Below are 20,572 nucleotides of genomic sequence, written 5' to 3'. Positions count from 1 at the left end.
CCGCTTCCCGGTGCCTGCCCCAATCCGCCCCGCCGCCCTATGCCACCTTATTCTGCCCGGCTCGGCTCCGCAGTCCCGGCCACGAACTTCCCGCATTGGGTGCCGTACGGGGTACGCGACGTCGCCTGTGTGTACTGGCTAGTCAACCCGGCGCGCACCTTCGCCGCGCGGTCGATGACGCGCGTGGCCGCTTCGGCGTCGCCCATGCCACCCAGCGCCAAGGCGTAATCGTCGAGCAATTCCGCATAAGCAAACGGTGCATGGCGCACCGCCTGTGTCCGGTCGAGCGAGCCTAGTGCCCGCGAAAAGTCCTTCGCCGATTGTGCAAACTGACGCTGCGCAAGCGCCAGTCGGCCGAGTTCAACGAGCGCCGGATACCGATATTGCCCGGTGAGAATATCGAGGTCGTAAGCCAGACTCAGCTCGCGCTCGGCTTCGGTGTAGTAGCACGTCACCCCCAGCGCACGGCCGTAGTCGTAATGCATGGCGGCGCGCTGCGAAGCTGGCCAGCCCGACTGATCGGCGACCAGCACCGCCTGCCCGAAGTTACGCCGCGCGCCGTCCCAGTCGCCACGCACTTCGGCAGCGCCGCCGAGCGCCGCGTAATCGGGGCCCGCAGGCCTTGGCACCGATGTGCTGCACCCGGCAAGGCTCAGCACGCCGCCAAGGGCACTCAACATCGCCAGCCACGTCAAGGGTCGCATCATCGGGTCGGGGCGCCGTCAGCAAACGATAGGGACACAAAGGAGCATCAACTGTCTCGCGGCACCGATGCCCCCGGCTTTTCCGAGAGAATACCGCGTCGCACCTGAATTCCCCAATGCTGCCGCCCCGTCAGGAAATGCCCCCAGCCCAGCGCCGCCCCGGCATGTCGCATCAACTGGAACGAGAACGGCTCCAGCACGGCCGCGACGAACGCCAGACCAAGGCTCGTGCCGGTGCGGTGCCCGGTCCAGCGCCGGTACGCATGGACAGACCACAAATGGAAACCCAGATCGATGACGATCTTGCCTAAGATGATGCCCGACACGGGCAGCACCACCCCGTAATGCCCTTCGCAGACGAACGTGACGAGCAGCGCAAACGCGGTGAGTCCGTAGATCGGTTGCAGCGTATCGAACGCCTTGACCGGCAGCATCAGTCGGCCGAGATTCCCATAGCGGCCATTGCCCACCATGTCGCGATACCAATACTGCGTTTGCAGGAAGCCTGCGAACCAGCGGCGACGCTGACGCAGAAAACTCGTGAACGTGCCGGGCGCGTCGGTCAGCGCCTGCGCCCCGCCGATCACACGCACGTCCCAGCCCAGCGAGTGCGTCACGGAATAGCGGCGCAGACGGTGAATGAGTTCGTAGTCTTCGACCAGGCACGCCGGATCGAAACCGCCCACGGCAACGACGGCGTCGCGACGAAAGCAGGCGAACGCGCCGGAGATCAGCAGCAGCCCGTCGGCACGCATCCACGCGAAGCGCGAGATGAAGTTGCGGATGTACTCGTACGTTTGAAAGAACTGCAATACGCGCGCGCTCAGCGTATTGCCGCACACGGGTGTGAGCACCCCCGTGGCCGCGACGAGATTCGGGCGGTGCACAAATGCGTCGTGCATCGCCGCACATGCGCCAGCATCGAGCAGCGTATCGGCATCGACCGTCATCACGATGTCCGTATCGACACCCACTAGCGCCGCATTGAGCGCGCGTGCCTTACCGCCATGCGGCACGCGTAGCCAGCGCAGGTTCGGATGTGTACTGCTTGGCGCGCTAAGACCGCCCTCGCCCGGATCGGTCAAGCCGTAGCGCTCGACCAGCAGCGCCGCCGTACCGTCGCGCGAGCCGTCGTCGGCAATCACGATCAGGTCGGGCACGCGTTGCTGCGTCATGAGCGCTTGCAACGTGACCGGCAACGCCGCCGCTTCGTTGTGAGCGGCGACAACAACGCCCATCGTGAGTGCGGTCGAACGCGCAGTTGCCGAGCCTGCGGCCATGGCAGCAGTGTCTTCCGGATCGGGCCGCATCAACCGCCATGCCTTCCAAAACACGAAAGCCAGCAGCAAGGTGTCGTACACCACATAGGCCACGCCAGTGCCCCACGCAAAGACACCTTTGAGGATGAAGGCTTGGGCGAACAGTAGGCACCAAAGCACCGCCACCACGCCATGCACGAGCCAACTGGCTAGCGGCGTCGCGGGCAGCGTGAAGCGCGGCGAATGCTGTTCGCGCGCCGCATCGAGCCGAATCGTGTTCATGCGTTTTGTGCTTTCCGCGCTCATGGCAGCATCCGGTTCAGCACCGAGTGACGATCGATCCATTGATGTTTGAGCGCACCGCCGATATGCAGCGCGAGCAGCCCATACAGTGCATAGGCGCAGTAGGTATGCACGTTACCGAGTACGTCATGCCAATAGTCTTTGCTCGCGTCGCTCATCGCCATCAGAAAGCCCATGCGCGGAAACGGAAACACCCCGAAGAGCACGAGCGGATGTGTCGACGCGGCCACCCATGCCGAATCGTGCGCCCAACCCGAGAGCGGCAACGCGAAGATCAACACGTAGAGCAGCCAGTGCACGAGATGCGCGCTTGCCCGCTCCCATGACGCAAAGACATGCGACAGCGCTGGCGGCTTGTGCGTTACGCGCCAGAGAATGCGCAAAATGGCCAGACCCAGCACGGTAATGCCGATGGACTTGTGAAGATCGATCCAGAAGCGCACGTCGATCTTCTCGAGCGTGGCGTCGGAGAGCAACGCGATGGTTTGGCCGATAGCGACGTTACCGAGCATCAAGAGCGCAACGGCCCAGTGCAACAGCATGGCGACACGCGTGTATTTGGCGTCTTCGTAAAGCGCAACAGCGCGTGTCTGACGAGACGAGGAAGAAGCGGACGATGGGGGCAGTGAATTCACGACAGGCATCCTGAAAAACTGGGGGAGATGATTGCATAACGCCCGTTGAAGCGCGCTTATTCCCGCGTTGCCGCAAAAAACTTTCCGCCCAATGTAGCCACTGATTCCATGGGCATGTCGAAGTTTCGCCCGAACAGAAATATCGCGCTCGGCAGGCCTGAAAATGAGCGAAATCTGGAAAAACCGACTACGAGCCGCGCATGCGCATCGGCAGATAAAACCAGCACACCGAAATGCCGTGAAAGCGAAGATCGTGAAGACGATCGCCCGCCGCTTGCGAGCATGCGGCAAAACCGCGATGATCGTGCATCCAGACGTGCGCACGAGACGCGCCACCCACTCGCCACCGGCCACCGGCGCGAGGTCTCAAGTGCCGCCGCTATCCGCCCGAGGAGACTGCCATGCCACGCAGCACCGCCGAAAAACGCGCCGCCTTTCGTGAACTGCACCTTGCCGGTTGCTTTGTGATCCCCAACCCGTGGGATGCCGGTAGTGCCCGCTATCTCGAACACGCTGGCTTTCAGGCCATTGCCTCCACCAGCTCAGGCTTCGCGTGGTCGACAGGCCACCCCGACAACGCCGTGACACGCGAGACCGTACTCGCCCACCTGAAAACGCTCGTCGCGGCCACCGACCTGCCGGTCAACGCCGACTTCGAAAGCGGCTTCGGACGCACGCCCGAGGAAGTCGCCGAGAGCGTCAAACTTGCCGTCGCCACCGGCGTTGCCGGGTTGTCGATCGAAGACTCGACCGGCGACATCAACACACCGCTCTTCCCCATCGAGGAAGCGTTCAAACGCATGAAAGCCGCCCGCCGCGCCATCGATGAAACGGGCGGCGACACTTTGCTAGTCGGCCGTGCAGAGAACTTCTTCGCAGGCGTGCCCGATCTTGATGACGCCATCGCACGGTTAAAGGCCTACGCCGAAGCCGGTGCCGACTGCCTCTACGCGCCGGGCATCCAGACACCGGAACAGATCCGAGCCGTGGTCACGGCGGTCGCCCCGAAACCTGTCAACGTGCTGATCGGCAACAACTCCCCATTCACGCTGGAAGACATGCGCAACCTCGGCGTGCGCCGCGTGAGCGTGGGCGGCGCGCTGGCCCGCACCGCATGGGGCAACTTCATGAGCGCCGCCGACGCCCTCGCCGAAGGCCGGTTCGATGGCTTCAATGGCGCGGCGAGCGGCGCGACACTCAACGGCTTGTTCGGTGGGTAAGACCGTGCATACCCCATGACTTTTCGTCGATAGACGCGCGGCAAGCGCCTTCGGACAATGTTCGGCAAGCCGGCGTACCGTGGGTGTTCACGGCGCGACCGGCATCCCTACCCCACGGAGTGCCGAATGAATTTGCCGCAGCCTTCGCAGCGCGAGACCGTCGCCGCGCCAGCCACCGACGCCTTTGCCATCCCCACGCCACTCGGCGCGTCTCTGCCTAAACCTCGTGTGTTCGACAACGTTGCCGACGAGCGCGCCGATCGCAAATTGCGCTTGGCCGTGGCGTTTCGCATCTTCGCGCGCTTCGGGCTTGCCGAGGGAATCGCCGGACATATCACCGTGCGCGACCCCGAGTTTCATGACCGCTTCTGGGTCAATCGCTACGCACAGCACTTTTCATCGATCCATCCTGAAGACCTCATGCTCGTGGACGAAGCCGGCCGCTTGCATGAAGGTGAAGGCCCAGTGAATGCCGCGGCCATGGCGATTCACGCGGGCATTCACGCCACGCTGCCCCACGTCGAGGCCGCAGCCCACACGCACACCACGCACGGACGCGCATTCTCGGCACGCACTCGCCCGCTTGCGCCGATCAATCAGGAAGCGTGTTTGTTCTACGACGACCACGTGCTCTTTCGTGGCGACGTGCTCGTGCTGGGCACCGACGAAGGGCGACGCATTGCCGAGACAATGGGACATAAGCGCGCCGCCGTTTTGCTCAACCACGGACTGCTCACCGTCGGCTCGTCGGTCGATGCCGCCGCCTATCGCTTTCTTGCGATGGAACGTTGCGCGCAAGTGCAATTGATCGCGGAAGCGGCCGGGCCGCTGGAAGTGCTACCCGAATCTGAAGCCCGCGAGGTGCATCGTCTACTCGGCTCGGACTACGTCGCATGGCTCGGCTTCCAAGGGCTCTACGAACAGGTGCTGCGCGAAAGCCCCGATCTCGCCGCGCGATAGTCGTCGACTGCGTGGCGCAGCCACACGTCGAACTGCTGCAACGGTGCCCAGTCACGCCGTTGCGCGGGATACGAGAAGTAGATGGTCTGCGGATTGGCGAGCGTGTGCGGATGCGCCTGTACCAGCGTGCCGCTGGCCAGTTCGCGCTCGATCAGCACACGCGGCAGCAACGCCACCCCAAGACCCGCCACCGCTGCGTTGATCGCCATGATGAACATGTCGTAGCGTTGCGCACTGCGCTGGGGCTTTAGCTGCGCAGCGTCTTGCGAGGCCAGCCAGTCGTCCCATGCACGCGGCAAGTCGCGCACACAAATCCACGACAACGCCGCCAACTGATCGAGCGGGAGCGACGACTGCCCATCGAGCAATCGGGGCGCAGCCACCAGTACGAGCGTGTCGTCGGTAATGAGTGCCGTGCCGGGCATGCCGGGCCACAAGCGTGTGCTGAAGTAGATGGTCGCGTCGAACGCAGAGTCGTCGAAGAACACCGGCTGGTCGCGCCCGATGATGTGCAGGCGCACATCGCGTGTGTTCGCATAAAAGTCGTCGAGCCGGGGAATCAGCCACTGCGCGGCAAATGTGACACCCACGGCGATTTCCAATTCGGTTTCTCGCCCCTGCTGCACGACATCGAGCGTATCGCGGCGAATCTGATCGAGGTGCACGCGAATGCGCTTTGCATACTCGGCCCCGGCGGGGGTGAGCACGAGCCGTTGCTTCACGCGCTCGAACAACGCCACACCTAAGTGACCTTCCAACTCGTTCACACGCTTGCACACGGCGCCATGCGTGAGCGCGAGTTCCTGCGCGGCCTGCGCAAAGTTCTGATGACGGGCGCTGGCCTCGAAAGCCTGCAACGCCGAGAGGCTGGGCACACCCAGACGCATGATGTCTCCTGCGGGATTCCATTCGTGCCCGACAGTCTATTCGATGCGTCACGCGCGCCGTACTGCAAAAACAAACCGACCCGCCGCGCGCATGCGCTGGCGGGCCGGGCCGAAGTGAATATCGCCGAACTTACTCGACGTGCGCGACAGCGCCTGGCAGCACCGCGCCGCCCGCCACTTCCTTGGGCAGCGCCCACGACATCCAATGCGTGCGCAGCACGACCACCAGCACGAAGGCCAACCCCGCCAGCGCGCCAAACGTGGCAAAGCCCATCTGATAGCTGCCGGTCGACTCTTTCGCCATACCCATGATCACCGGCAGATAGAACCCACCGATGCCGCCAGCCGCGCCGATGATGCCCGACATCAGGCCTGTCTTGCCCTGCCAGCGTTGCGGCACCAGTTGGAACGTCGCCCCGTTACCCAGCCCGAAGCACAGATACATGATGACGAGCAGCGCGATACCGGCACCTTGCGGCGGCATCCATGCAGCGAACACGAAGTCGCAGATCGAGATGGCGGCAAGCAGCATGACGAGTGCACGTACTCCGGAAATCTTGTCAGCCACCAACCCGCCGATCGGACGCACCAGTGCACCGAGGAACGCGAGCATCGCCATGAACAGCCCCGCCTCGATGCGTTGCATGCCGTACAGCGAGATCAGCAGCGTGCTCACGTACGACGACATCCCGACGAACCCGCCGAACGTAATGCTGTAGACCAGCATGATGACCCACGTATCGCGCTCGCCCAGCACGCCGCGATAGTGACGCGGCAACACCGCAATCGCGAGCAACGCACCGAGCACCGGCAGCAGCAATACGCCCGCCTTACCTTCACCGAACGCCCCGGCATGGACGCACAGCGCGAGGGCCACGAGGCCGAACACGGTGATGAAGAAACTCGTGAAGGCACGCGGCGCGCTGCCCGACTTCACGCCCTGATCTTTCGCCCAGAACACGAGCGCGAGGGCGGCGAGCGCGAGCAACGGCAGCGCAGCACCGGCAGCACGTGCCCAGCCGAATTGTTCGGCAAGCCCCGGGAACATGAAGCCATCAAGCACGGCGCCGATATTGCCTGCGGCGGCCAGCCCCAACACGAGACCCTGCACCTTCGGCGGATAGTTGCTACCGGCCATCGGCAACGCTACGGCGAAGCTCGCGCCGCCAATGCCGAGGAACACGCCCAACACGAGCAGCAGCGTGTACGACGGTGTGCTTGGCATGAGCAACAACACCACCGACGGAATCGCCGAGAGCGTGAGGCCCATCAACGCGATCTTGCGGCCATCGAACGCCTGATAAAGATTACCCAGCGTCACGCGCAGAATCGCAGCACCGAGCACCGGTACGGCGACGAGAAAGCCGGTCTGCGCCGGTGTCATCGCAATGTCTTTGCCGATGAACGGGGCCAGCGGGCCGAGCATCACCCATACGGTGAAGCCTGTGTCGAAGTAGAGAAAACACGCAACCAGCGCGCGCCAGTTGCCACTTTTCAACGATTGCGTGAGCGTGCTCATGGGAACCCTCGTGTTCGTATGCCAAAAAAAATGGCGTCCCGAAGCCATATGCCTGCGAGCAGGCCTATTGCCTCGGGACGCCGTTGCCCCGAAAGCCTCGCTCTCGCGAGACCGTTCATGCGGTGCAGAAAATTCGCTTGTCACGACTCGGCCGCCATTGGCCTTATGCAAGGATTAGCAAGTGGCGTGCCAAGGAGCGACAACGGGTCGCGCAACTTCACTGGCGAGGCCCGTGGGCATTGGTTTCCGAGTCAACTAAGGGGATAAAAAGATATCGGTAGACGCCGCTTCGCGCACCCAGGCGCTCCGCTCGGCATGACGCCGCAACGGGCACAATGCCGCATCGCGATGCGGCGGCGCACCATTAACGTGCGTCGGCCGGATAGTCGAGGGCGATACGGGGGCAATCGTCCAGCGCCATGCGAGTGGCGGCAAACGGGCGAGGACCTTCTGGCGACTCCATCACGAGTGTTGAATAGTCGTAGCCGGGCGCACGACCATGGGGAGGCACCGTGCGCGTGTACACCGCGCTTCTGACTTGCGGCGACGACCAAAGGTCGCGCTCGTAGTAGCTATCGCTCCCGGGGTCGGAATACCAGCGCACGTGGTCTGGCGGTTGCTGGAGGGTGTTCTGTATCGAGCGCTCCACGTCGCGACGTCGATACTTGGCGACGTGTACGGCGACACCGACGATGTGCCCATCACGTAGGGCGACGCAAACCGGCTGAACGGGGTTAATGACACCAAATCGCGCGAGATCCAGGCGATCCACGGCGACGTTCTCGTCGGCACCTAACGGGGTGGCAATACGCTCGCTGCTCAGATGGCGAAAGCAAGCCGGGCCGTCTGGCCCCGAATAGCTACGCTGAAGTGCCCCCGACGTGCTGGGGCATTCGGGCACATCGAGACGAGCGCCCAACCGGTAGTCGGCTAGCTCCGGGCCCTCTGTGTCCAAGTGAAGCAACGAGACCGCGAGGGGTGGCGTAGCGGCGGTTCGCGGCCGGGGTGCGAAGCTGACGATCAGCACGACAATCAGAACAGCGGCCAGCATCGTCCCCACGAGCAGAACCAGTGTGCGTCCCCAGTTCTCTCGAAACATTCTGGCCAGCATCGACGCGGCAATGGCAAACTTGCCGATCACAGCCATGGCTTGGAGAACGGGCATATCCTTGCTCAAGATCAGCAGCATCGCGAGGCCAATCGCGATCACCATGACCGTGCCGTAGTACACGTAATCCGACACCCCGTTCTCATGCCGCCGCTGCCACCAAGTCAGCAAGGCTTCCCGCTTTTCGCTCATCGTGATCGACCTCGTTTTTATCAACGATCTTGTCGGCCCATCCCCTCGCCTGACGTCAGGCCGTCAGGTGCCGCTTATCATGCGCCGCGCCATAGGTAGCGACAAGCGACCCGCGGTCGCGATTGTCGAGGACTTCCTCCAAGCGGGGCATTACAGTTCAGGGCAGCATCGGTCGTTATGCCAATCAGGCCGACAGTTCACCCACGACGACTGGCAACAACAACACTCAGAGGAAATCTCGCGTGCATCGCTTGTTTCGCCGCCTCCTTTGCCTGACGCTGGCCATGCTCGGCGTCGCGTCGCTTACTCCCCTCGCTCTCCCCAATCCCGTCTTCGCTGCGCCAACCTTGGCGGCTTCGGCCAATCCGCTGCCGAGTCAGGAAGCCATGACGCGGCAGGTCGACGACGCCTCGCTCGCGAAGTATCGCGAGATCATCGCCACGCTTGTCGCATCGGCGCGCGCCCACCCACAAGACTCGGCCCTCGCGATGGCACGCTGTCAGTTCATTCAGAACTACGCGTGGTCGGAGGACTCGCACTGGGCCGAGCAAGCGCAAGCCGACCTGAAGGCGTGCCAGCAAGATCTGAGAGACAAATTCGGCGATATGCCGGAAGTGGCGCTTTACCTGCTGCAAGGCGTCTACGGCAAAGTGGCCGTCGAGCAAGGCACGGCACTGCTGCCCAGCGCCGCACAATGGGCGCCGCAAGATCGCGCACGCCTGCACGCTGCGCTCGCCAACGCCTACGAAGCCGTTCAGGACAAACGCAACGCGGGCTTGCAGGCCGTCGAAGCCGCCAAGCTGTCGCCGGAAACACCGGTGCTACTCATCGCCGTGCGGTATCTCGCCACGACCGGCGCCAAGACGCAGGCCAAGCGTTTGTTGATGGACGCGCCGGTACCGAAGGTGGCGTGGCTCGCCAACGGACGAATCAACACCGCCCATGACGTGCTGCCGGGCACGACGGCGCGCGATCTGCTGGTGCGTATGCAACAGGCCGGTCTCAACGTCGATCCCTACACGCGCGCGCGCGCCTATCTTCAAGCTGGCGACGTCGCCAGTGCCCAACGTGCGCTGTCCGACATCAAACCCGGCGGCACAGAGTCGGCACAGCTTCGTGCGCTGCGCATCTCCGTCGGACTCGCTGCTGGCGACGGTAAGGCGGCTGCGGCAGCCATGCAGTCCTCGCTTCAGCACGACACCAACAACCGCTGGCCACTCGCGCAGTCGTACGCCGTCCTGCTATCGATAGACCCGGGTGCCGCCATGCGTACGGCGTTCGCGCCGCTGATGTTGACTCTGCTGAGCATCGCGCTTGCCATCGTGTTGATACCGGGTCTTCTGATGTTCCCGGCCCACTATGTCGGCACGGTACGCGCGCGCAAGGGCCGTCCGCTTGCAGCAATCTTCGAGGGCATCGGCCTGCGCCATGCCTGGTATGGACTGGCCGTATTCAGCCTGACCACGTGGGCCGTGACCTCGCTCGTCGTCGGACAGTTCATCCACGCGAGCACCGGCATCGACATGCCGCGCCTGTCACCGAAACTCGCCGTCGCCCACTTCGTGACGCTCGGCATCATCATGCTCGCGCTGGCGCATACCGCCTGGCGCTTAGGCTGGCGTCAATGGCTAGGCTCGGGGCCATGGAAGGTGCGCTGGTTCGTTTGGCCCGCCGTGCTGCTGGTCATCGCCTTGCTCAGCGCGTGGGCAAAGTCACGCTATACGCTGCCGACTTCCCCGTCGCCACTGTGGAACGAGTTCGTCGTACGCGGTGCCCAGCAGTTGGGCGGGACGGGGCTGGCGTTGCTGCTGATCGCAGTGGCCGTGCCCATCGTCGAAGAGTTCGTCTTCCGTGGCTGCCTGCTCGGTGGTCTGAGTCGGCACATGAGCTTCGCTGCCGCCAACATTTGGCAAGCGCTCATTTTCGCGTCCGTGCACTTCGACGCGACGCATTTCGTGTTCTTCGTGCTATTCGGCCTCACCACCGGATGGCTCGCCAAAAAGACCCACGGACTCGGCGCATCCATCGCCATGCACGCCCTCAACAACACGATATTCGTCATGCTGACGCTCTCGCGTGTGCAGTGAAGGCGTCGGAAATGTGAGGGGACACTGCCGGGTGCGCCGCAGACGGCAGCGTCGGCGATAATCTGAGCACTTGCGGCCCGCCCGGGCCGCCGTCCGGACATCGCTCATGAACGCCAAGCTTTTCCCGCATCTGGTCCGCTTCCATCCGCGACTGCTCATCGCCATCGTTGTCGGCGTGCTCGCGGGCGGCTTCGTACAACTCTTCGTGAAGGGTGAATTCAGCACCATCACGCGGATACTGATCGGCTGGAACGCAGGCGCGTGGTCGTATCTGGCGATGATCTGGTGGATGATGGTCACCGCGCCGAAGCGCAGCATCGAGCGCTTCGCCGAGCAGGAAGACCAGAGCGCCGCCGTCGTGCTCACCGTGGTCAGCCTGTCGGCCATTGCAAGCGTGGCCGCCATCATCCACATTCTCGCGAGCGCCAAGGCCGGGGCATCGCATCACGCGTCGGAACACGTGATCTTCGCCGCCACCACGCTCATCGGTGGGTGGTTCCTCGTACCGACGATTTACACGCTGCACTACGCGCGCCTGTACTTCACCGATACCGAATCGCCCTACGCGCTGGTGTGGCCGGATCGCGACTGCGATCCGGACTATTGGGACTTCCTGTACTTCTCGTTCACTATCGCCGTCGCCTCGCAAACGGCCGACGTCGGCCTGTCGTCACGCCGCATGCGGCGCGCCACGCTCGCGCAGGCCATCCTCTCGTTCTTCTTCAATCTGGCCGTGCTGGGCCTGTCGATCAATATCGGCGCGAGCTTGCTTAGCTAACGCTGGCGTCCGCCCCCTGCCCCCGTGTGACATGGCGTCGCACGGGACGAAGACATAAATCCCTTATAAAACATACAACTAGCGCCTCCTTCCGTGGGTCGCTATGGCGCGTCATTGCGCCACATGCGACGACTTGTCACGCGTGTTGCAACGCAGCAAGCTCTACTATGTACGCAAACACATGACGAAAAACCGTCAATAAATACGTACAAGACAGGGTTATTTACCTACATAGAGCGCATCATGACAGTCGTTCCCGAAGCTCTCGACCTCGCGCGCATCCAATTCGCGTTCACGGTCTCATTCCATATCGTGTTTCCCGCCGTCTCCATCGGGCTGGCCAGCTTTATCGCGGTGCTCGAAGGGCTCTGGCTCAAGACACGCCAGCCGCATTACCTCGACCTGTGCAAGTTCTGGTCGAAGGCCTTCGCCGTGTGTTTCGGCATGGGCGTGGTCTCCGGCGTCGTCATGGCCTATCAGTTCGGCACTAACTGGTCGGGCTTCTCCAGCTTCGCCGGTGCCGTCACCGGGCCGCTGCTGACTTATGAAGTCATGACCGCCTTCTTCCTCGAAGCGGGCTTCCTCGGCATCATGCTGTTCGGATGGAACCGCGTGAGCCCGCGCGCGCACTTCGGCGCAACGCTGTGTGTGGCGATCGGCACACTCATCTCGACGTTCTGGATTCTCGCCTCGAACAGTTGGATGCAGACGCCGCAGGGCTACGAGATTGTCGACGGGCGCGTGGTCGTGCTGTCTTGGTGGGACGTGATCTTCAATCCGTCATTCCCGTACCGTCTGGCGCACATGAGCATTGCCGCGTTCGTGGTGGCCGCGCTGGTCGTCGCTGGCACCGGCGCGTGGCATCTGCTGCGCGGGCGTCGCGACCCGGCAGTGAAGACCATGTTCTCGATGGCCATGTGGCTGCTGCTGATCTTCGCGCCGCTGCAAGCGTTCGTGGGCGACCTGCACGGCCTGAACACGCGTGAGCATCAACCCGCGAAGCTCGCCGCAATGGAGGGGCTATGGGAAACGAAGTCCGGCGGCACGCCACTCAACCTCTTCGGCTGGCCCGACATGGACGCCGAGACCACCCGCTATGCGCTCGAAGTGCCGCATCTGGGCAGTCTCATCCTCACGCATAGCTGGGACGGCGAAGTTCGCGGTCTGAAGGAATTCCCGAAGGACGAACGCCCCAACGTGCCGCTGGTGTTCTGGAGTTTTCGCGTGATGGTCGGCCTCGGCCTCGCAATGATCGGCGCCGCCCTCGCCGCCGTGTGGCTGCGCCGCCGAGGCACGCTTTTCACGTCGCGTGGGTTTGCCCGCGCCATGTTGTGGCTCTCGCCCACGGGGTTCATCGCGCTGCTCGCAGGCTGGGTCACCACCGAAGCGGGACGCCAGCCGTGGGTGGTCTACGGCGTAATGCGCACAGCCAACGCGCTCTCACCCGTGAGCGCGCAGCAGGTGCAGGTGTCGCTGCTGATTCTGGTGATCGCCTACTTCCTCGTGTTCGGTACCGGCATCTATTACCTGCTGAAAATTCTGCGCGGCGGACCGGAGTCGACGAGCGCCGATAGCCCGCACGGCCCGCATCCCAAGACGCCGCTCGCTATCGCTTGATGACGCACGCCGCCTAAACGCCGCCTAAACGCCTCCTAAACGCTTCCTCGGCACATCGAGAACTCTCATGGATCTGACCTTAGCCTGGGCCGCCATCATTGCGCTCGGCCTGTTTCTCTACGTCGTGCTCGACGGTTTCGACCTCGGCATCGGCATTCTCTTCCCGTTCTTCCCTGACGCCCGCGAGCGCGACGTCATGATGCACTCCGTCGCCCCCGTGTGGGACGGCAACGAGACATGGCTCGTGCTGGGCGGCGCGGGCCTGCTCGCCGCGTTCCCGATGGTGTATTCGGTGCTGCTCTCCGCGTTGTATCTGCCGCTCGTCTTCATGCTCGTGTGTCTGATTTTTCGCGGCGTGGCGTTCGAGATTCGCGGCAAATCGCGTCGCACACGCCAATGGTGGGACCTCGCCTTTATCGGCGGCTCGGCAGGTGCAACGTTTTTCCAAGGCGTGGCCCTCGGCGCGTATCTGTCCGGCATTCCCGTCGAGAACGGCCAGTTCTCGGGCGACGCCTTCGCATGGCTGACCGCGTTCAATCTGTTCACCGGACTTGGCCTGCTCATCACGTACGCGTTGCTGGGTGCCTGCTGGCTCATCGGCAAGACGCAGGACGATTTGCAGCGGCGTCTGCGCACGCTCGCTTGGCCGCTCACGCTTGCGCTGGTCGCCACGATGGTCATCGTCTCGCTCTGGACGCCGCTGCGCCTGCCGCTCGTCGCTGAGCGCTGGTTCGACGGCGAATGGTTCTGGCGCATGCTGCCGGTGCCGTTCCTCGTGGCGGGGGCCACGTTCGTGATGCGTCGTGTCCTGCAACGCGCACACGATGCCACACCGTTCTGGCTCGCGATCGGCCTCGTGTTCCTCGGCTACAGCGGGCTGCTCATCAGCGCGTATCCGTATGCAATTCTGCCGGGCGTCACGTTGTGGGAAGCGGCCGCTCCGGCCTCGAGTCTGTCGTTCACGCTGTGGGGCGCAGCGTTCATCATCCCGGTCATCCTCGCCTACACGATGCTGGCTTACTGGGTCTTTCGCGGCAAGGTGGCACACGATGCGCACTATCACTGATCTCACCCGGCCCGCCGTGCGCCGCGAGCGCGAACACTCGGCGATGTCCCACCAAGCCGTGGACGGCCCGGCGTGGCGGCAAGCGCTCGTGCGCTGGGGATGGTTCATCGCGCTCTGGTGCGCGGGTGTGGCGGGCACTGCACTGCTTGCACTACCATTCAAGCTCATCATTGCTTCCGCCAAATGAGGAGGGAAAGCCCATGAATTCGATGTTCGAAGTCTCCCGACGGTCCACGCGTCAAACGACGGCATTGCGCCGCCGTACCACTGCTGTGGCCTTTGCCGTAACGTTGGGTGCGGTGGCGGGCGGCGCGAGTCTCGCGCAGGCTGCCGAAGGGATGAGCGTGTCGTCGAGCGCCTTTGCCGATAACGCCATGCTGCCTGCGGCCCACGCCGGGCTGGGCGAATGCGGGGGCCAGAATGTCAGTCCGCCCGTCGAGTGGAAGAACCTGCCGCAGGGCACGCACAGCGTCGTCGTGACGATGAAAGACCCGGATGGCGCCAAGGGCGGCGGCGTGGTGCACTGGCTGGCCTACAACATCCCCGCGACGATGAACGGACTCGCCGCTGGTGCGGGCAACGAAACGAGCGCACAGGTTACCGTCGGTAAGAACATTAGCGGTGCGCAGGCGTATCGCGGTGCCTGCCCCCCTGTGGGCGACTCGCCGCACCACTACATCATCAGCGTGACGGCCACCGATCTCGAACCGGGCCGCCTCCCACCGGGGCTCGATGCCAATGGTCTGACAGCCGCGCTCGCAGGCCATACGCTCAACGGCTCGACCATCGTGGCGCGCTACGCACGCTAGGCGAGCGCATCGAAACCGCATGAAAAAAGCGCCGATCCGGTCACCCGGTCGGCGCTTCTTGTTTCGGCGTCGCTTGGCTTCGCCGCGCTTTACTTTTCGCGCGCTAGTGCGAGAAATTCCGTACGCAACGCAAGGTTCGGCTGCAATTCGCCGAGCATCGACGACGTCACCGTCTCCTCGCCCGCCGTGCGAATACCTCGGCTTTCCATGCACATGTGACGGCAAGACACCACCACACCCACGGCCTTCGGTTGCAGATGCGTCATGAGCGCGTCGGCAATTTGCACCGTCAAACGCTCCTGCACTTGCAGGCGGCGTGCGAAGCAATCGACCAGACGCGTGAGCTTCGAGAGACCGACGATCTTGCCGTTCGGCAGATAGCCAATCGTCGCCTTGCCGAAGAACGGCGCGAGGTGATGTTCGCAATGGCTATAGACAGGGATGCCGCGCACGACGATCAGTTCGTTGTATTGCTCTGCGCCGTCTTCGAAGACCTTGAGCACTTCGGCCGGATCTTGCCCGTAGCCAGCCGTCCATTGCTTCCACGCCTTGCTCACGCGGGCGGGCGTTTCGTGCAGACCGGGGCGGTCCGGGTCTTCGCCGAGATGTTTGAGGAATCGCTTCCAGTCGTTTTCGTCGAACGTGTCGTGAGACATAAAAATCAAGCTCCTTGCATGAGGTCCGGTGCGCTGCGCCCTGACGGCACGCGCCCCGTGCGCTACCGGATATGTGCGCACAATAGCAGAGACTCCCCGCACGCGCATCGTCGGCCCCAATTGCCCGAATTGCCGCCACAGGCGCTTTTGCGCTAAGGTGGCAGCGGACCCCACGCACGAGACGCGTCATGCCGGGAGATACCCCCATGAGCACCAACGTGATGACCGTTGCCGCACTGGCCGCCCTGCTGACCCTTACCGGGTGCGGCGACAACGGCAACAAGCCATGGCAGGGCTATGCCGAAGGGGAGTTCGTCAATGTCGCCTCCTCGCAAGCCGGTACCTTGCAGAAACTCTCGGTCTCGCGCGGGCAACAGGTCAAGCCCGGCGACGCCCTCTTCGATCTCGAATCCACCTACGAATTGGCCGCACAGGCCCACGCGCGTGAAACGCTCGCCAGCGCCGAAGCCCAGTTGCGCGACCTCGATACCGGCAAGCGGCCGCCCGAAATTGCGGTCTCGCAGGCCCAACTCACTCAAGCCATTGCCACCCGCGACAAAGCCGTCGCGCAGTTCGATCGCGATCAGGCGCAATACGCCGCCGGGGGTATCTCGCGCGAACAACTCGATGCGAGCCGCGCCGACGCCCGCAGCAGCGTGGCCCACGTGCAAGAGTTGCAAAGCAGTCTGGCTGTCGCGCGCTTGCCGGGTCGCGAAGCGCAACGTCAGGCACAAGCAGCGCAAGTCGATGTCGCGCGGGCTTCCCTCGCACAGGCCGATTGGCAACTCACGCAGAAGCATCCGGTGGCCGTCTCTGCCGGGCGTGTGTACGACACCATGTATCGCGTGGGCGAATGGGTGAACGCGGGTAGTCCGGTCGTGCGACTGCTGCCGCCGCAGAACATCAAAGTGCGCTTCTTCGTGCCGGAATCGGCGTTAGGCAGCTTGCAGGCCGGTCAGACCGTGCACATCGCTTGCGACGGTTGCGGCACGGGTGTCGATGCGCGCATCACCTATGTCGCAAGCGAAGCGGAATACACCCCGCCGGTGATCTACAGCAACGATACGCGCGACAAGCTGGTGTACATGATCGAGGCCCATCCGGCACCGGCCGATGCCATCAAACTCAATCCGGGGCAGCCGGTGCAAGTGAGCCGCCCATGAGCGCCGCCACGGCACCGCAGGCCCCCGCGAGAGATGACGCGCTTGCCATCGACGTGAATGGTCTGAACAAACACTTCGGCGATAAACACGTCGTGAAAGACGTCTCACTGCAAGTGCGGCGCGGCGAGATCTTCGGCTTTCTCGGCCCGAACGGCAGCGGCAAAACCACCTGCATTCGGATGATGTGCGGGCTGCTCACGCCCGACTCGGGCAGCGGCACCTGTCTGGGCTACGACATCGTGAAAGAAAGCGCACAGATCAAGCGCGAAGTCGGTTACATGACGCAGCGCTTTTCCTATTGGGAAGACCTCACGATTCGCGAGAATCTCGATTTCGTAGCACGCGTGTACGGCATGCCGAACCGTCGTGAGGCCGTCGACCGGTCCATTGAAAGTCTGGGATTAAAGGGGCGCGCGAATCAACTGACCGGCTCGCTCTCCGGCGGCTGGAAGCAACGCCTGGCGCTGGCCGCATGCATGCTGCACGAACCGCGCGTGCTGCTGCTCGACGAACCGACCGCAGGCGTCGATCCGACCGCCCGGCGCGACTTCTGGGAAGAACTGCACGAGCTGGCGGCGAAAGGCATATCCGTGCTCGTGAGCACGCACTACATGGACGAGGCCGAGCGCTGCCACAAGCTCGCCTACATCTCGTACGGCGAGTTGCTTGCGCAAGGCACAGCGGCCGAGGTGATCGAGAGCCAGCATCTGTCCACGTGGACCGTGCACGGCGACAACCTTGTCGACTTGGCGCGCGAACTTCGCGAACAGCCCGGCGTGGCGCAAACGGTGGCGTTCGGCAGCGCGCTGCACGTAAGCGGACAAGACGCCGCAGCGTTGGAGAAAACACTCCGCGCGCAAGCCGACGCCAAGGGGCTTACCGTCACCCCCATCGATACCAGCCTTGAAGACGTGTTCATCTACCTGATGGGCCACGCGAAAGACAACTTCGGAGACGACGCATGAACGCGCGGTTCGGGTTCTCGCTGTCGCGCTGGTGGAGCATCGTGTGCAAGGAGTTTTTGCAGTTGCGACGCGACCGGGTGACGTTCGCCATGATTGTCGGTGTGCCGCTCGTGCAACTCACGCTCTTCGGTTTCGCGATCAATACCGATCCGAAACACATGCCCACCGCCGCGCTGATTCACGACAACAGTGAGTTCACGCGCAGCTTCGTGGCCGCGATGGAGCACTCCGAATACTTCCGCTTCACCGAGACGCTCGACAGCGAAGCAGCCGGGCGCACAGCGCTCGCGCAGGGCCGCGTGCAATTCGTGCTGAACATTCCGACCGACTTCACGAAGCGCTTGCTGCGCGGCGAGCGCCCTGCCCTGCTCGTCGAAGCCGATGCGACCGACCCGATGGCGATGGCCTCCGCGCTGGGGGCTTTGCCTGCCATTGCACAATCGGTCGCTCAAAAGGACCTGACCGGCGCACTCGCGCCGCTCGCGGGCAATCAAAGTGCTTTCGATGTGCAGGTGCACCGGCTCTATAACGCAGAAGGCATCACGCAATACAACATCATCCCCGGGCTCATGGGCGTGATTCTGACCATGACGCTCGCGATGATGACCGGCCTCGCCATCGTGCGCGAACGTGAACGCGGCACCATGGAAAACCTGCTCGCGACACCGGTGCTGCCCATCGAAGTGATGCTGGGCAAGATCGTCCCTTACATCGCCATCGGCTTGATTCAGGCCACCATCATCTTGGTCGCGGCAAGGTTCGTGTTTCATGTGCCGTTCGTGGGTAGCGTGATTGCGATCTATTTGTCAGCGCTCGTGTTCATCGCGGCGAATCTGACGGTGGGCATCACCGTCTCGTCGTTCGCGCAAAACCAGTTGCAGGCGATGCAGCTCACCGTGTTCTACTTCCTGCCCAACATGCTGCTCTCCGGCTTCATGTTTCCGTTTCGCGGCATGCCCGAGTGGGCACAGGCCATCGGGAACGTGCTGCCGCTCACGTATTTCAACCGGCTCATTCGCGGCATTCTGCTCAAGGGCAACGGCTGGGGCGACGCGTGGCATGACCTCTGGCCGTTGCTGGTCTTCTCCGCCGTGCTGATGACCGTCGCGGTGAAGTTCTACAAACGAACGCTCGACTGAGGCGGCCATGCGTGTCATCCCCACCGGACTGCGCAAGACCTTGAGCGCCACCGTCATGGCAGCAGGGGCGTGTCTGCTGAACGCCTGCGCGGTCGGTCCGGACTTCACGACGCCGCCGTCGCCCGAGACGGCCCAATACACCACCGGCGACGCGCCGCTAGCCACCGCCAGCGCACCGGGTTTGCAGGGTGAGACCCAGACCTTTGCATCCGACGATAACCTGCCGCTCGACTGGTGGACTCGCTTCGGCTCCCCCACGCTCGATGCGCTTGTCGCGCAGGCCTTTGCGGACAGCCCGACGTTGAAGCAGGCCCAGGCGAAGTTGCGCCAAGCGCAGGAGGACTACCGCGCACAGGCTGGTGCTCGGCTGCTGCCGTCGGCGGACCTCAAGCTTTCCGGGACACGCGAACAAGTCGATCTGCAATCGTTCGGCATCACCAGCGTGCCCAACCCGGGGCCGTTCACGCTGTACAACGCCAGCATCGATATCTCGTACACGTTGGACGTGTTCGGCGGCAACCGTCGTGCGCTCGAAGGGCTGGCCGCACAAGTCGATTACCAGCGCTATGAACTCGAAGCCGCACGGCTCACGTTGGCGGGCAACGTGGTCACCGCCGCGCTGCGGCAAGCGACATTGCGCGCGCAGCGCTCTGCACTCGAAGGGATGGTCAGCGCGCAACGGGCGCAACTCGACATCACGCGAGCACGGCAGCGCGCCGGTGGCGTGGCGACGCTCGACGTGGAGAATCAGGCCGCCCTCGTAGCGCAGTCGGAAGCCCAGTTGCCGCCGCTTCGTTTGCAAATCGCTCAATACGATCACCAATTGGCGCGCTGGCTTGGCAAGGCACCGGGGGCATTCACGTCGCCGGCGATCGATCTTGCCTCGTTGCAACTGCCGCAGCGCGTGCCGGTGTCGCTGCCCTCGACACTGGCGCAGCGCCGCCCCGACATTCGGGCTTCCGAAGCGATGCTGCATAAGGCGAGCGCGGATGTCGGCGTCGCTACGGCGAACCTGTATCCACAGTTCACGCTGTCGGGCAGCTTCGGCACGCAGCGCATGCGCACCGCCGATCTCGGCGACGGGATCAACATCTGGAATATCGGCATGAACCTGTTGCAGCCGATTTTTCGGGGCGGGGAATTGAGAGCGCAACGGCGCTCGGCGGTGGCCGCCTACGATGCAGCGCTCGCGTCGTATCAGGACACCGTGCTGCTCGGCCTCGCGCAAGTCGCCGACGCCATGCGCGCGCTCGAAGCCGACGCCAATACGCTCACGGCAAGGGCCAACGCCGCCGCGCGCACCGAGGCGGCCTACCGCATTGCAAGCGACCGGTATCGCGTGGGCGGCATCAGTCACCTGTCGTTGCTCGATGCCCAGCGGCAGGCGCTCGATGCCACGCGGGCGCAGTTGGAAACTCAAGGGGCGCGGCTCGTAGATACGGCAGCCCTTTGGCAAGCGCTGGGCGGTGGCACGCCCGAACCGGACGCCAAGTAGCGCCAGGTTG

At 63.6% G+C, this 20,572-nt stretch carries 19 protein-coding genes; 12 read left to right on the top strand and 7 right to left on the bottom strand.

What is annotated here, in order from left to right; genetic code table 11:
• Positions 1-47 precede the first annotated feature (47 nt).
• From ACPWR9_RS07440 to ACPWR9_RS07430, 3 genes are read right to left on the bottom strand one after another with little or no spacing between them, the layout of a single operon-like run.
• Positions 48-707 carry a hypothetical protein gene (locus ACPWR9_RS07440; protein WP_426297645.1) on the bottom strand — a complete coding sequence of 220 codons (660 nt, stop codon included), beginning with the start codon at positions 705-707 and terminating at the stop codon, positions 48-50.
• 44 nt (positions 708-751) lie between these two features.
• Positions 752-2,245, bottom strand: coding sequence for a glycosyltransferase family 2 protein (locus tag ACPWR9_RS07435; protein WP_426297647.1), 1,494 nt, complete (start codon positions 2,243-2,245; stop codon positions 752-754).
• A gap of 20 nt (positions 2,246-2,265) precedes the next feature.
• On the bottom strand, positions 2,266-2,808 hold the full coding sequence (locus tag ACPWR9_RS07430; RefSeq protein ID WP_426298019.1) for a cytochrome b: 543 nt from the start codon (positions 2,806-2,808) through the stop codon (positions 2,266-2,268).
• A 494-nt stretch (positions 2,809-3,302) separates the two neighbouring features.
• Here ACPWR9_RS07430 and ACPWR9_RS07425 point away from each other — a divergent pair, with 494 nt between their 5' ends.
• Together ACPWR9_RS07425 and ACPWR9_RS07420 are read left to right on the top strand one after the other, a co-directional pair.
• Positions 3,303-4,121 (top strand): isocitrate lyase/PEP mutase family protein, encoded by an 819-nt coding sequence (locus ACPWR9_RS07425; protein ID WP_426297649.1) that lies wholly within the window; start codon positions 3,303-3,305, stop codon positions 4,119-4,121.
• Between the two features lie 126 nt (positions 4,122-4,247).
• The gene (locus tag ACPWR9_RS07420) at positions 4,248-5,081 is read left to right on the top strand and encodes a class II aldolase/adducin family protein (RefSeq protein WP_426297651.1); all 834 of its coding nucleotides are present in this window, start codon (positions 4,248-4,250) and stop codon (positions 5,079-5,081) included.
• Here ACPWR9_RS07420 and ACPWR9_RS07415 read toward each other — a convergent pair.
• The 3 genes from ACPWR9_RS07415 to ACPWR9_RS07405 form a co-directional block, all read right to left on the bottom strand.
• On the bottom strand, positions 5,036-5,968 hold the full coding sequence (locus ACPWR9_RS07415; RefSeq protein WP_426297653.1) for a LysR substrate-binding domain-containing protein: 933 nt from the start codon (positions 5,966-5,968) through the stop codon (positions 5,036-5,038). The two genes, ACPWR9_RS07420 and ACPWR9_RS07415, sit on opposite strands and share 46 nt — an antisense overlap.
• A 130-nt stretch (positions 5,969-6,098) precedes the next feature.
• Positions 6,099-7,487 (bottom strand): MFS transporter, encoded by a 1,389-nt coding sequence (locus ACPWR9_RS07410; protein WP_426297655.1) that lies wholly within the window; start codon positions 7,485-7,487, stop codon positions 6,099-6,101.
• A gap of 364 nt (positions 7,488-7,851) precedes the next feature.
• On the bottom strand, positions 7,852-8,787 hold the full coding sequence (locus ACPWR9_RS07405) for a hypothetical protein (protein ID WP_426297657.1): 936 nt from the start codon (positions 8,785-8,787) through the stop codon (positions 7,852-7,854).
• A 242-nt stretch (positions 8,788-9,029) separates the two neighbouring features.
• Between ACPWR9_RS07405 and ACPWR9_RS07400 the strand changes: the two genes are divergently transcribed.
• The 6 genes from ACPWR9_RS07400 to ACPWR9_RS07375 all read left to right on the top strand — a co-directional run bounded on the left by ACPWR9_RS07400 (position 9,030) and on the right by ACPWR9_RS07375 (position 15,144).
• Positions 9,030-10,874, top strand: coding sequence for a CPBP family intramembrane glutamic endopeptidase (locus tag ACPWR9_RS07400; protein ID WP_426297659.1), 1,845 nt, complete (start codon positions 9,030-9,032; stop codon positions 10,872-10,874).
• Positions 10,875-10,980: 106 nt separating this feature from the next.
• Positions 10,981-11,652 carry a DUF1345 domain-containing protein gene (locus ACPWR9_RS07395; protein ID WP_426297661.1) on the top strand — a complete coding sequence of 224 codons (672 nt, stop codon included), beginning with the start codon at positions 10,981-10,983 and terminating at the stop codon, positions 11,650-11,652.
• Positions 11,653-11,895: 243 nt separating this feature from the next.
• Positions 11,896-13,269 carry a cytochrome ubiquinol oxidase subunit I gene (locus ACPWR9_RS07390; RefSeq protein WP_426297663.1) on the top strand — a complete coding sequence of 458 codons (1,374 nt, stop codon included), beginning with the start codon at positions 11,896-11,898 and terminating at the stop codon, positions 13,267-13,269.
• A gap of 67 nt (positions 13,270-13,336) precedes the next feature.
• Positions 13,337-14,335 (top strand): cytochrome d ubiquinol oxidase subunit II, encoded by a 999-nt coding sequence (gene cydB / locus ACPWR9_RS07385; RefSeq protein WP_426297665.1) that lies wholly within the window; start codon positions 13,337-13,339, stop codon positions 14,333-14,335.
• The gene (locus tag ACPWR9_RS07380; protein WP_426297667.1) at positions 14,319-14,522 is read left to right on the top strand and encodes a hypothetical protein; all 204 of its coding nucleotides are present in this window, start codon (positions 14,319-14,321) and stop codon (positions 14,520-14,522) included. Before cydB ends, ACPWR9_RS07380 begins: the two co-directional genes overlap by 17 nt.
• 13 nt (positions 14,523-14,535) lie before the next feature.
• A complete protein-coding gene (locus ACPWR9_RS07375; RefSeq protein WP_426297669.1) occupies positions 14,536-15,144 on the top strand; it encodes a YbhB/YbcL family Raf kinase inhibitor-like protein in 609 nt (202 codons plus the stop codon).
• Between the two features lie 89 nt (positions 15,145-15,233).
• Here the strand turns inward: ACPWR9_RS07375 and folE are convergent, their stop codons facing one another.
• Complete coding sequence (folE, locus tag ACPWR9_RS07370) at positions 15,234-15,800, bottom strand: GTP cyclohydrolase I FolE (protein WP_150681259.1); 567 nt, start codon at positions 15,798-15,800, stop codon at positions 15,234-15,236.
• 206 nt (positions 15,801-16,006) lie between these two features.
• On the opposite strand from folE, the gene ACPWR9_RS07365 reads away from it, so the two are divergent.
• The 4 genes from ACPWR9_RS07365 to ACPWR9_RS07350 are packed head-to-tail and all read left to right on the top strand — an operon-like array spanning position 16,007 to position 20,562.
• A complete protein-coding gene (locus tag ACPWR9_RS07365) occupies positions 16,007-16,963 on the top strand; it encodes an HlyD family secretion protein (RefSeq protein WP_426297670.1) in 957 nt (318 codons plus the stop codon).
• Entirely contained in the window at positions 16,960-17,928 is a 969-nt protein-coding gene (locus tag ACPWR9_RS07360; protein WP_426297672.1) for an ABC transporter ATP-binding protein, read from the top strand. The genes ACPWR9_RS07365 and ACPWR9_RS07360 overlap by 4 nt, the downstream gene beginning before the upstream one ends.
• Positions 17,925-19,067, top strand: coding sequence for an ABC transporter permease (locus tag ACPWR9_RS07355; protein ID WP_426297674.1), 1,143 nt, complete (start codon positions 17,925-17,927; stop codon positions 19,065-19,067). The genes ACPWR9_RS07360 and ACPWR9_RS07355 overlap by 4 nt, the downstream gene beginning before the upstream one ends.
• A gap of 7 nt (positions 19,068-19,074) precedes the next feature.
• Complete coding sequence (locus tag ACPWR9_RS07350) at positions 19,075-20,562, top strand: efflux transporter outer membrane subunit (RefSeq protein WP_426297676.1); 1,488 nt, start codon at positions 19,075-19,077, stop codon at positions 20,560-20,562.
• Positions 20,563-20,572: the final 10 nt, after the last annotated feature.

This window comes from Pandoraea pneumonica (assembly GCF_049918595.1).
GTDB classification, from domain to species: Bacteria; Pseudomonadota; Gammaproteobacteria; order Burkholderiales; family Burkholderiaceae; genus Pandoraea; species Pandoraea pneumonica_A.
Note: the sequence above shows the minus strand (reverse complement) of the source record. Positions and strands in the feature narration are given on the sequence as shown.

Bases quoted from the DNA above. Each gene is read 5' to 3' on its own strand.
- ACPWR9_RS07440 (WP_426297645.1), bottom strand. From the start codon at position 707: ATGATGCGACCCTTGACGTGGCTGGCGATGTTGAGTGCCCTTGGCGGC.
- ACPWR9_RS07435 (WP_426297647.1), bottom strand. From the start codon at position 2,245: ATGAACACGATTCGGCTCGATGCGGCGCGCGAACAGCATTCGCCGCGC.
- ACPWR9_RS07430 (WP_426298019.1), bottom strand. From the start codon at position 2,808: ATGCTGTTGCACTGGGCCGTTGCGCTCTTGATGCTCGGTAACGTCGCT.
- ACPWR9_RS07425 (WP_426297649.1), top strand. From the start codon at position 3,303: ATGCCACGCAGCACCGCCGAAAAACGCGCCGCCTTTCGTGAACTGCAC.
- ACPWR9_RS07420 (WP_426297651.1), top strand. From the start codon at position 4,248: ATGAATTTGCCGCAGCCTTCGCAGCGCGAGACCGTCGCCGCGCCAGCC.
- ACPWR9_RS07415 (WP_426297653.1), bottom strand. From the start codon at position 5,968: ATGCGTCTGGGTGTGCCCAGCCTCTCGGCGTTGCAGGCTTTCGAGGCC.
- ACPWR9_RS07410 (WP_426297655.1), bottom strand. From the start codon at position 7,487: ATGAGCACGCTCACGCAATCGTTGAAAAGTGGCAACTGGCGCGCGCTG.
- ACPWR9_RS07405 (WP_426297657.1), bottom strand. From the start codon at position 8,787: ATGAGCGAAAAGCGGGAAGCCTTGCTGACTTGGTGGCAGCGGCGGCAT.
- ACPWR9_RS07395 (WP_426297661.1), top strand. From the start codon at position 10,981: ATGAACGCCAAGCTTTTCCCGCATCTGGTCCGCTTCCATCCGCGACTG.
- ACPWR9_RS07390 (WP_426297663.1), top strand. From the start codon at position 11,896: ATGACAGTCGTTCCCGAAGCTCTCGACCTCGCGCGCATCCAATTCGCG.
- cydB (WP_426297665.1), top strand. From the start codon at position 13,337: ATGGATCTGACCTTAGCCTGGGCCGCCATCATTGCGCTCGGCCTGTTT.
- ACPWR9_RS07380 (WP_426297667.1), top strand. From the start codon at position 14,319: ATGCGCACTATCACTGATCTCACCCGGCCCGCCGTGCGCCGCGAGCGC.
- ACPWR9_RS07375 (WP_426297669.1), top strand. From the start codon at position 14,536: ATGAATTCGATGTTCGAAGTCTCCCGACGGTCCACGCGTCAAACGACG.
- folE (WP_150681259.1), bottom strand. From the start codon at position 15,800: ATGTCTCACGACACGTTCGACGAAAACGACTGGAAGCGATTCCTCAAA.
- ACPWR9_RS07365 (WP_426297670.1), top strand. From the start codon at position 16,007: ATGAGCACCAACGTGATGACCGTTGCCGCACTGGCCGCCCTGCTGACC.
- ACPWR9_RS07360 (WP_426297672.1), top strand. From the start codon at position 16,960: ATGAGCGCCGCCACGGCACCGCAGGCCCCCGCGAGAGATGACGCGCTT.
- ACPWR9_RS07355 (WP_426297674.1), top strand. From the start codon at position 17,925: ATGAACGCGCGGTTCGGGTTCTCGCTGTCGCGCTGGTGGAGCATCGTG.
- ACPWR9_RS07350 (WP_426297676.1), top strand. From the start codon at position 19,075: ATGCGTGTCATCCCCACCGGACTGCGCAAGACCTTGAGCGCCACCGTC.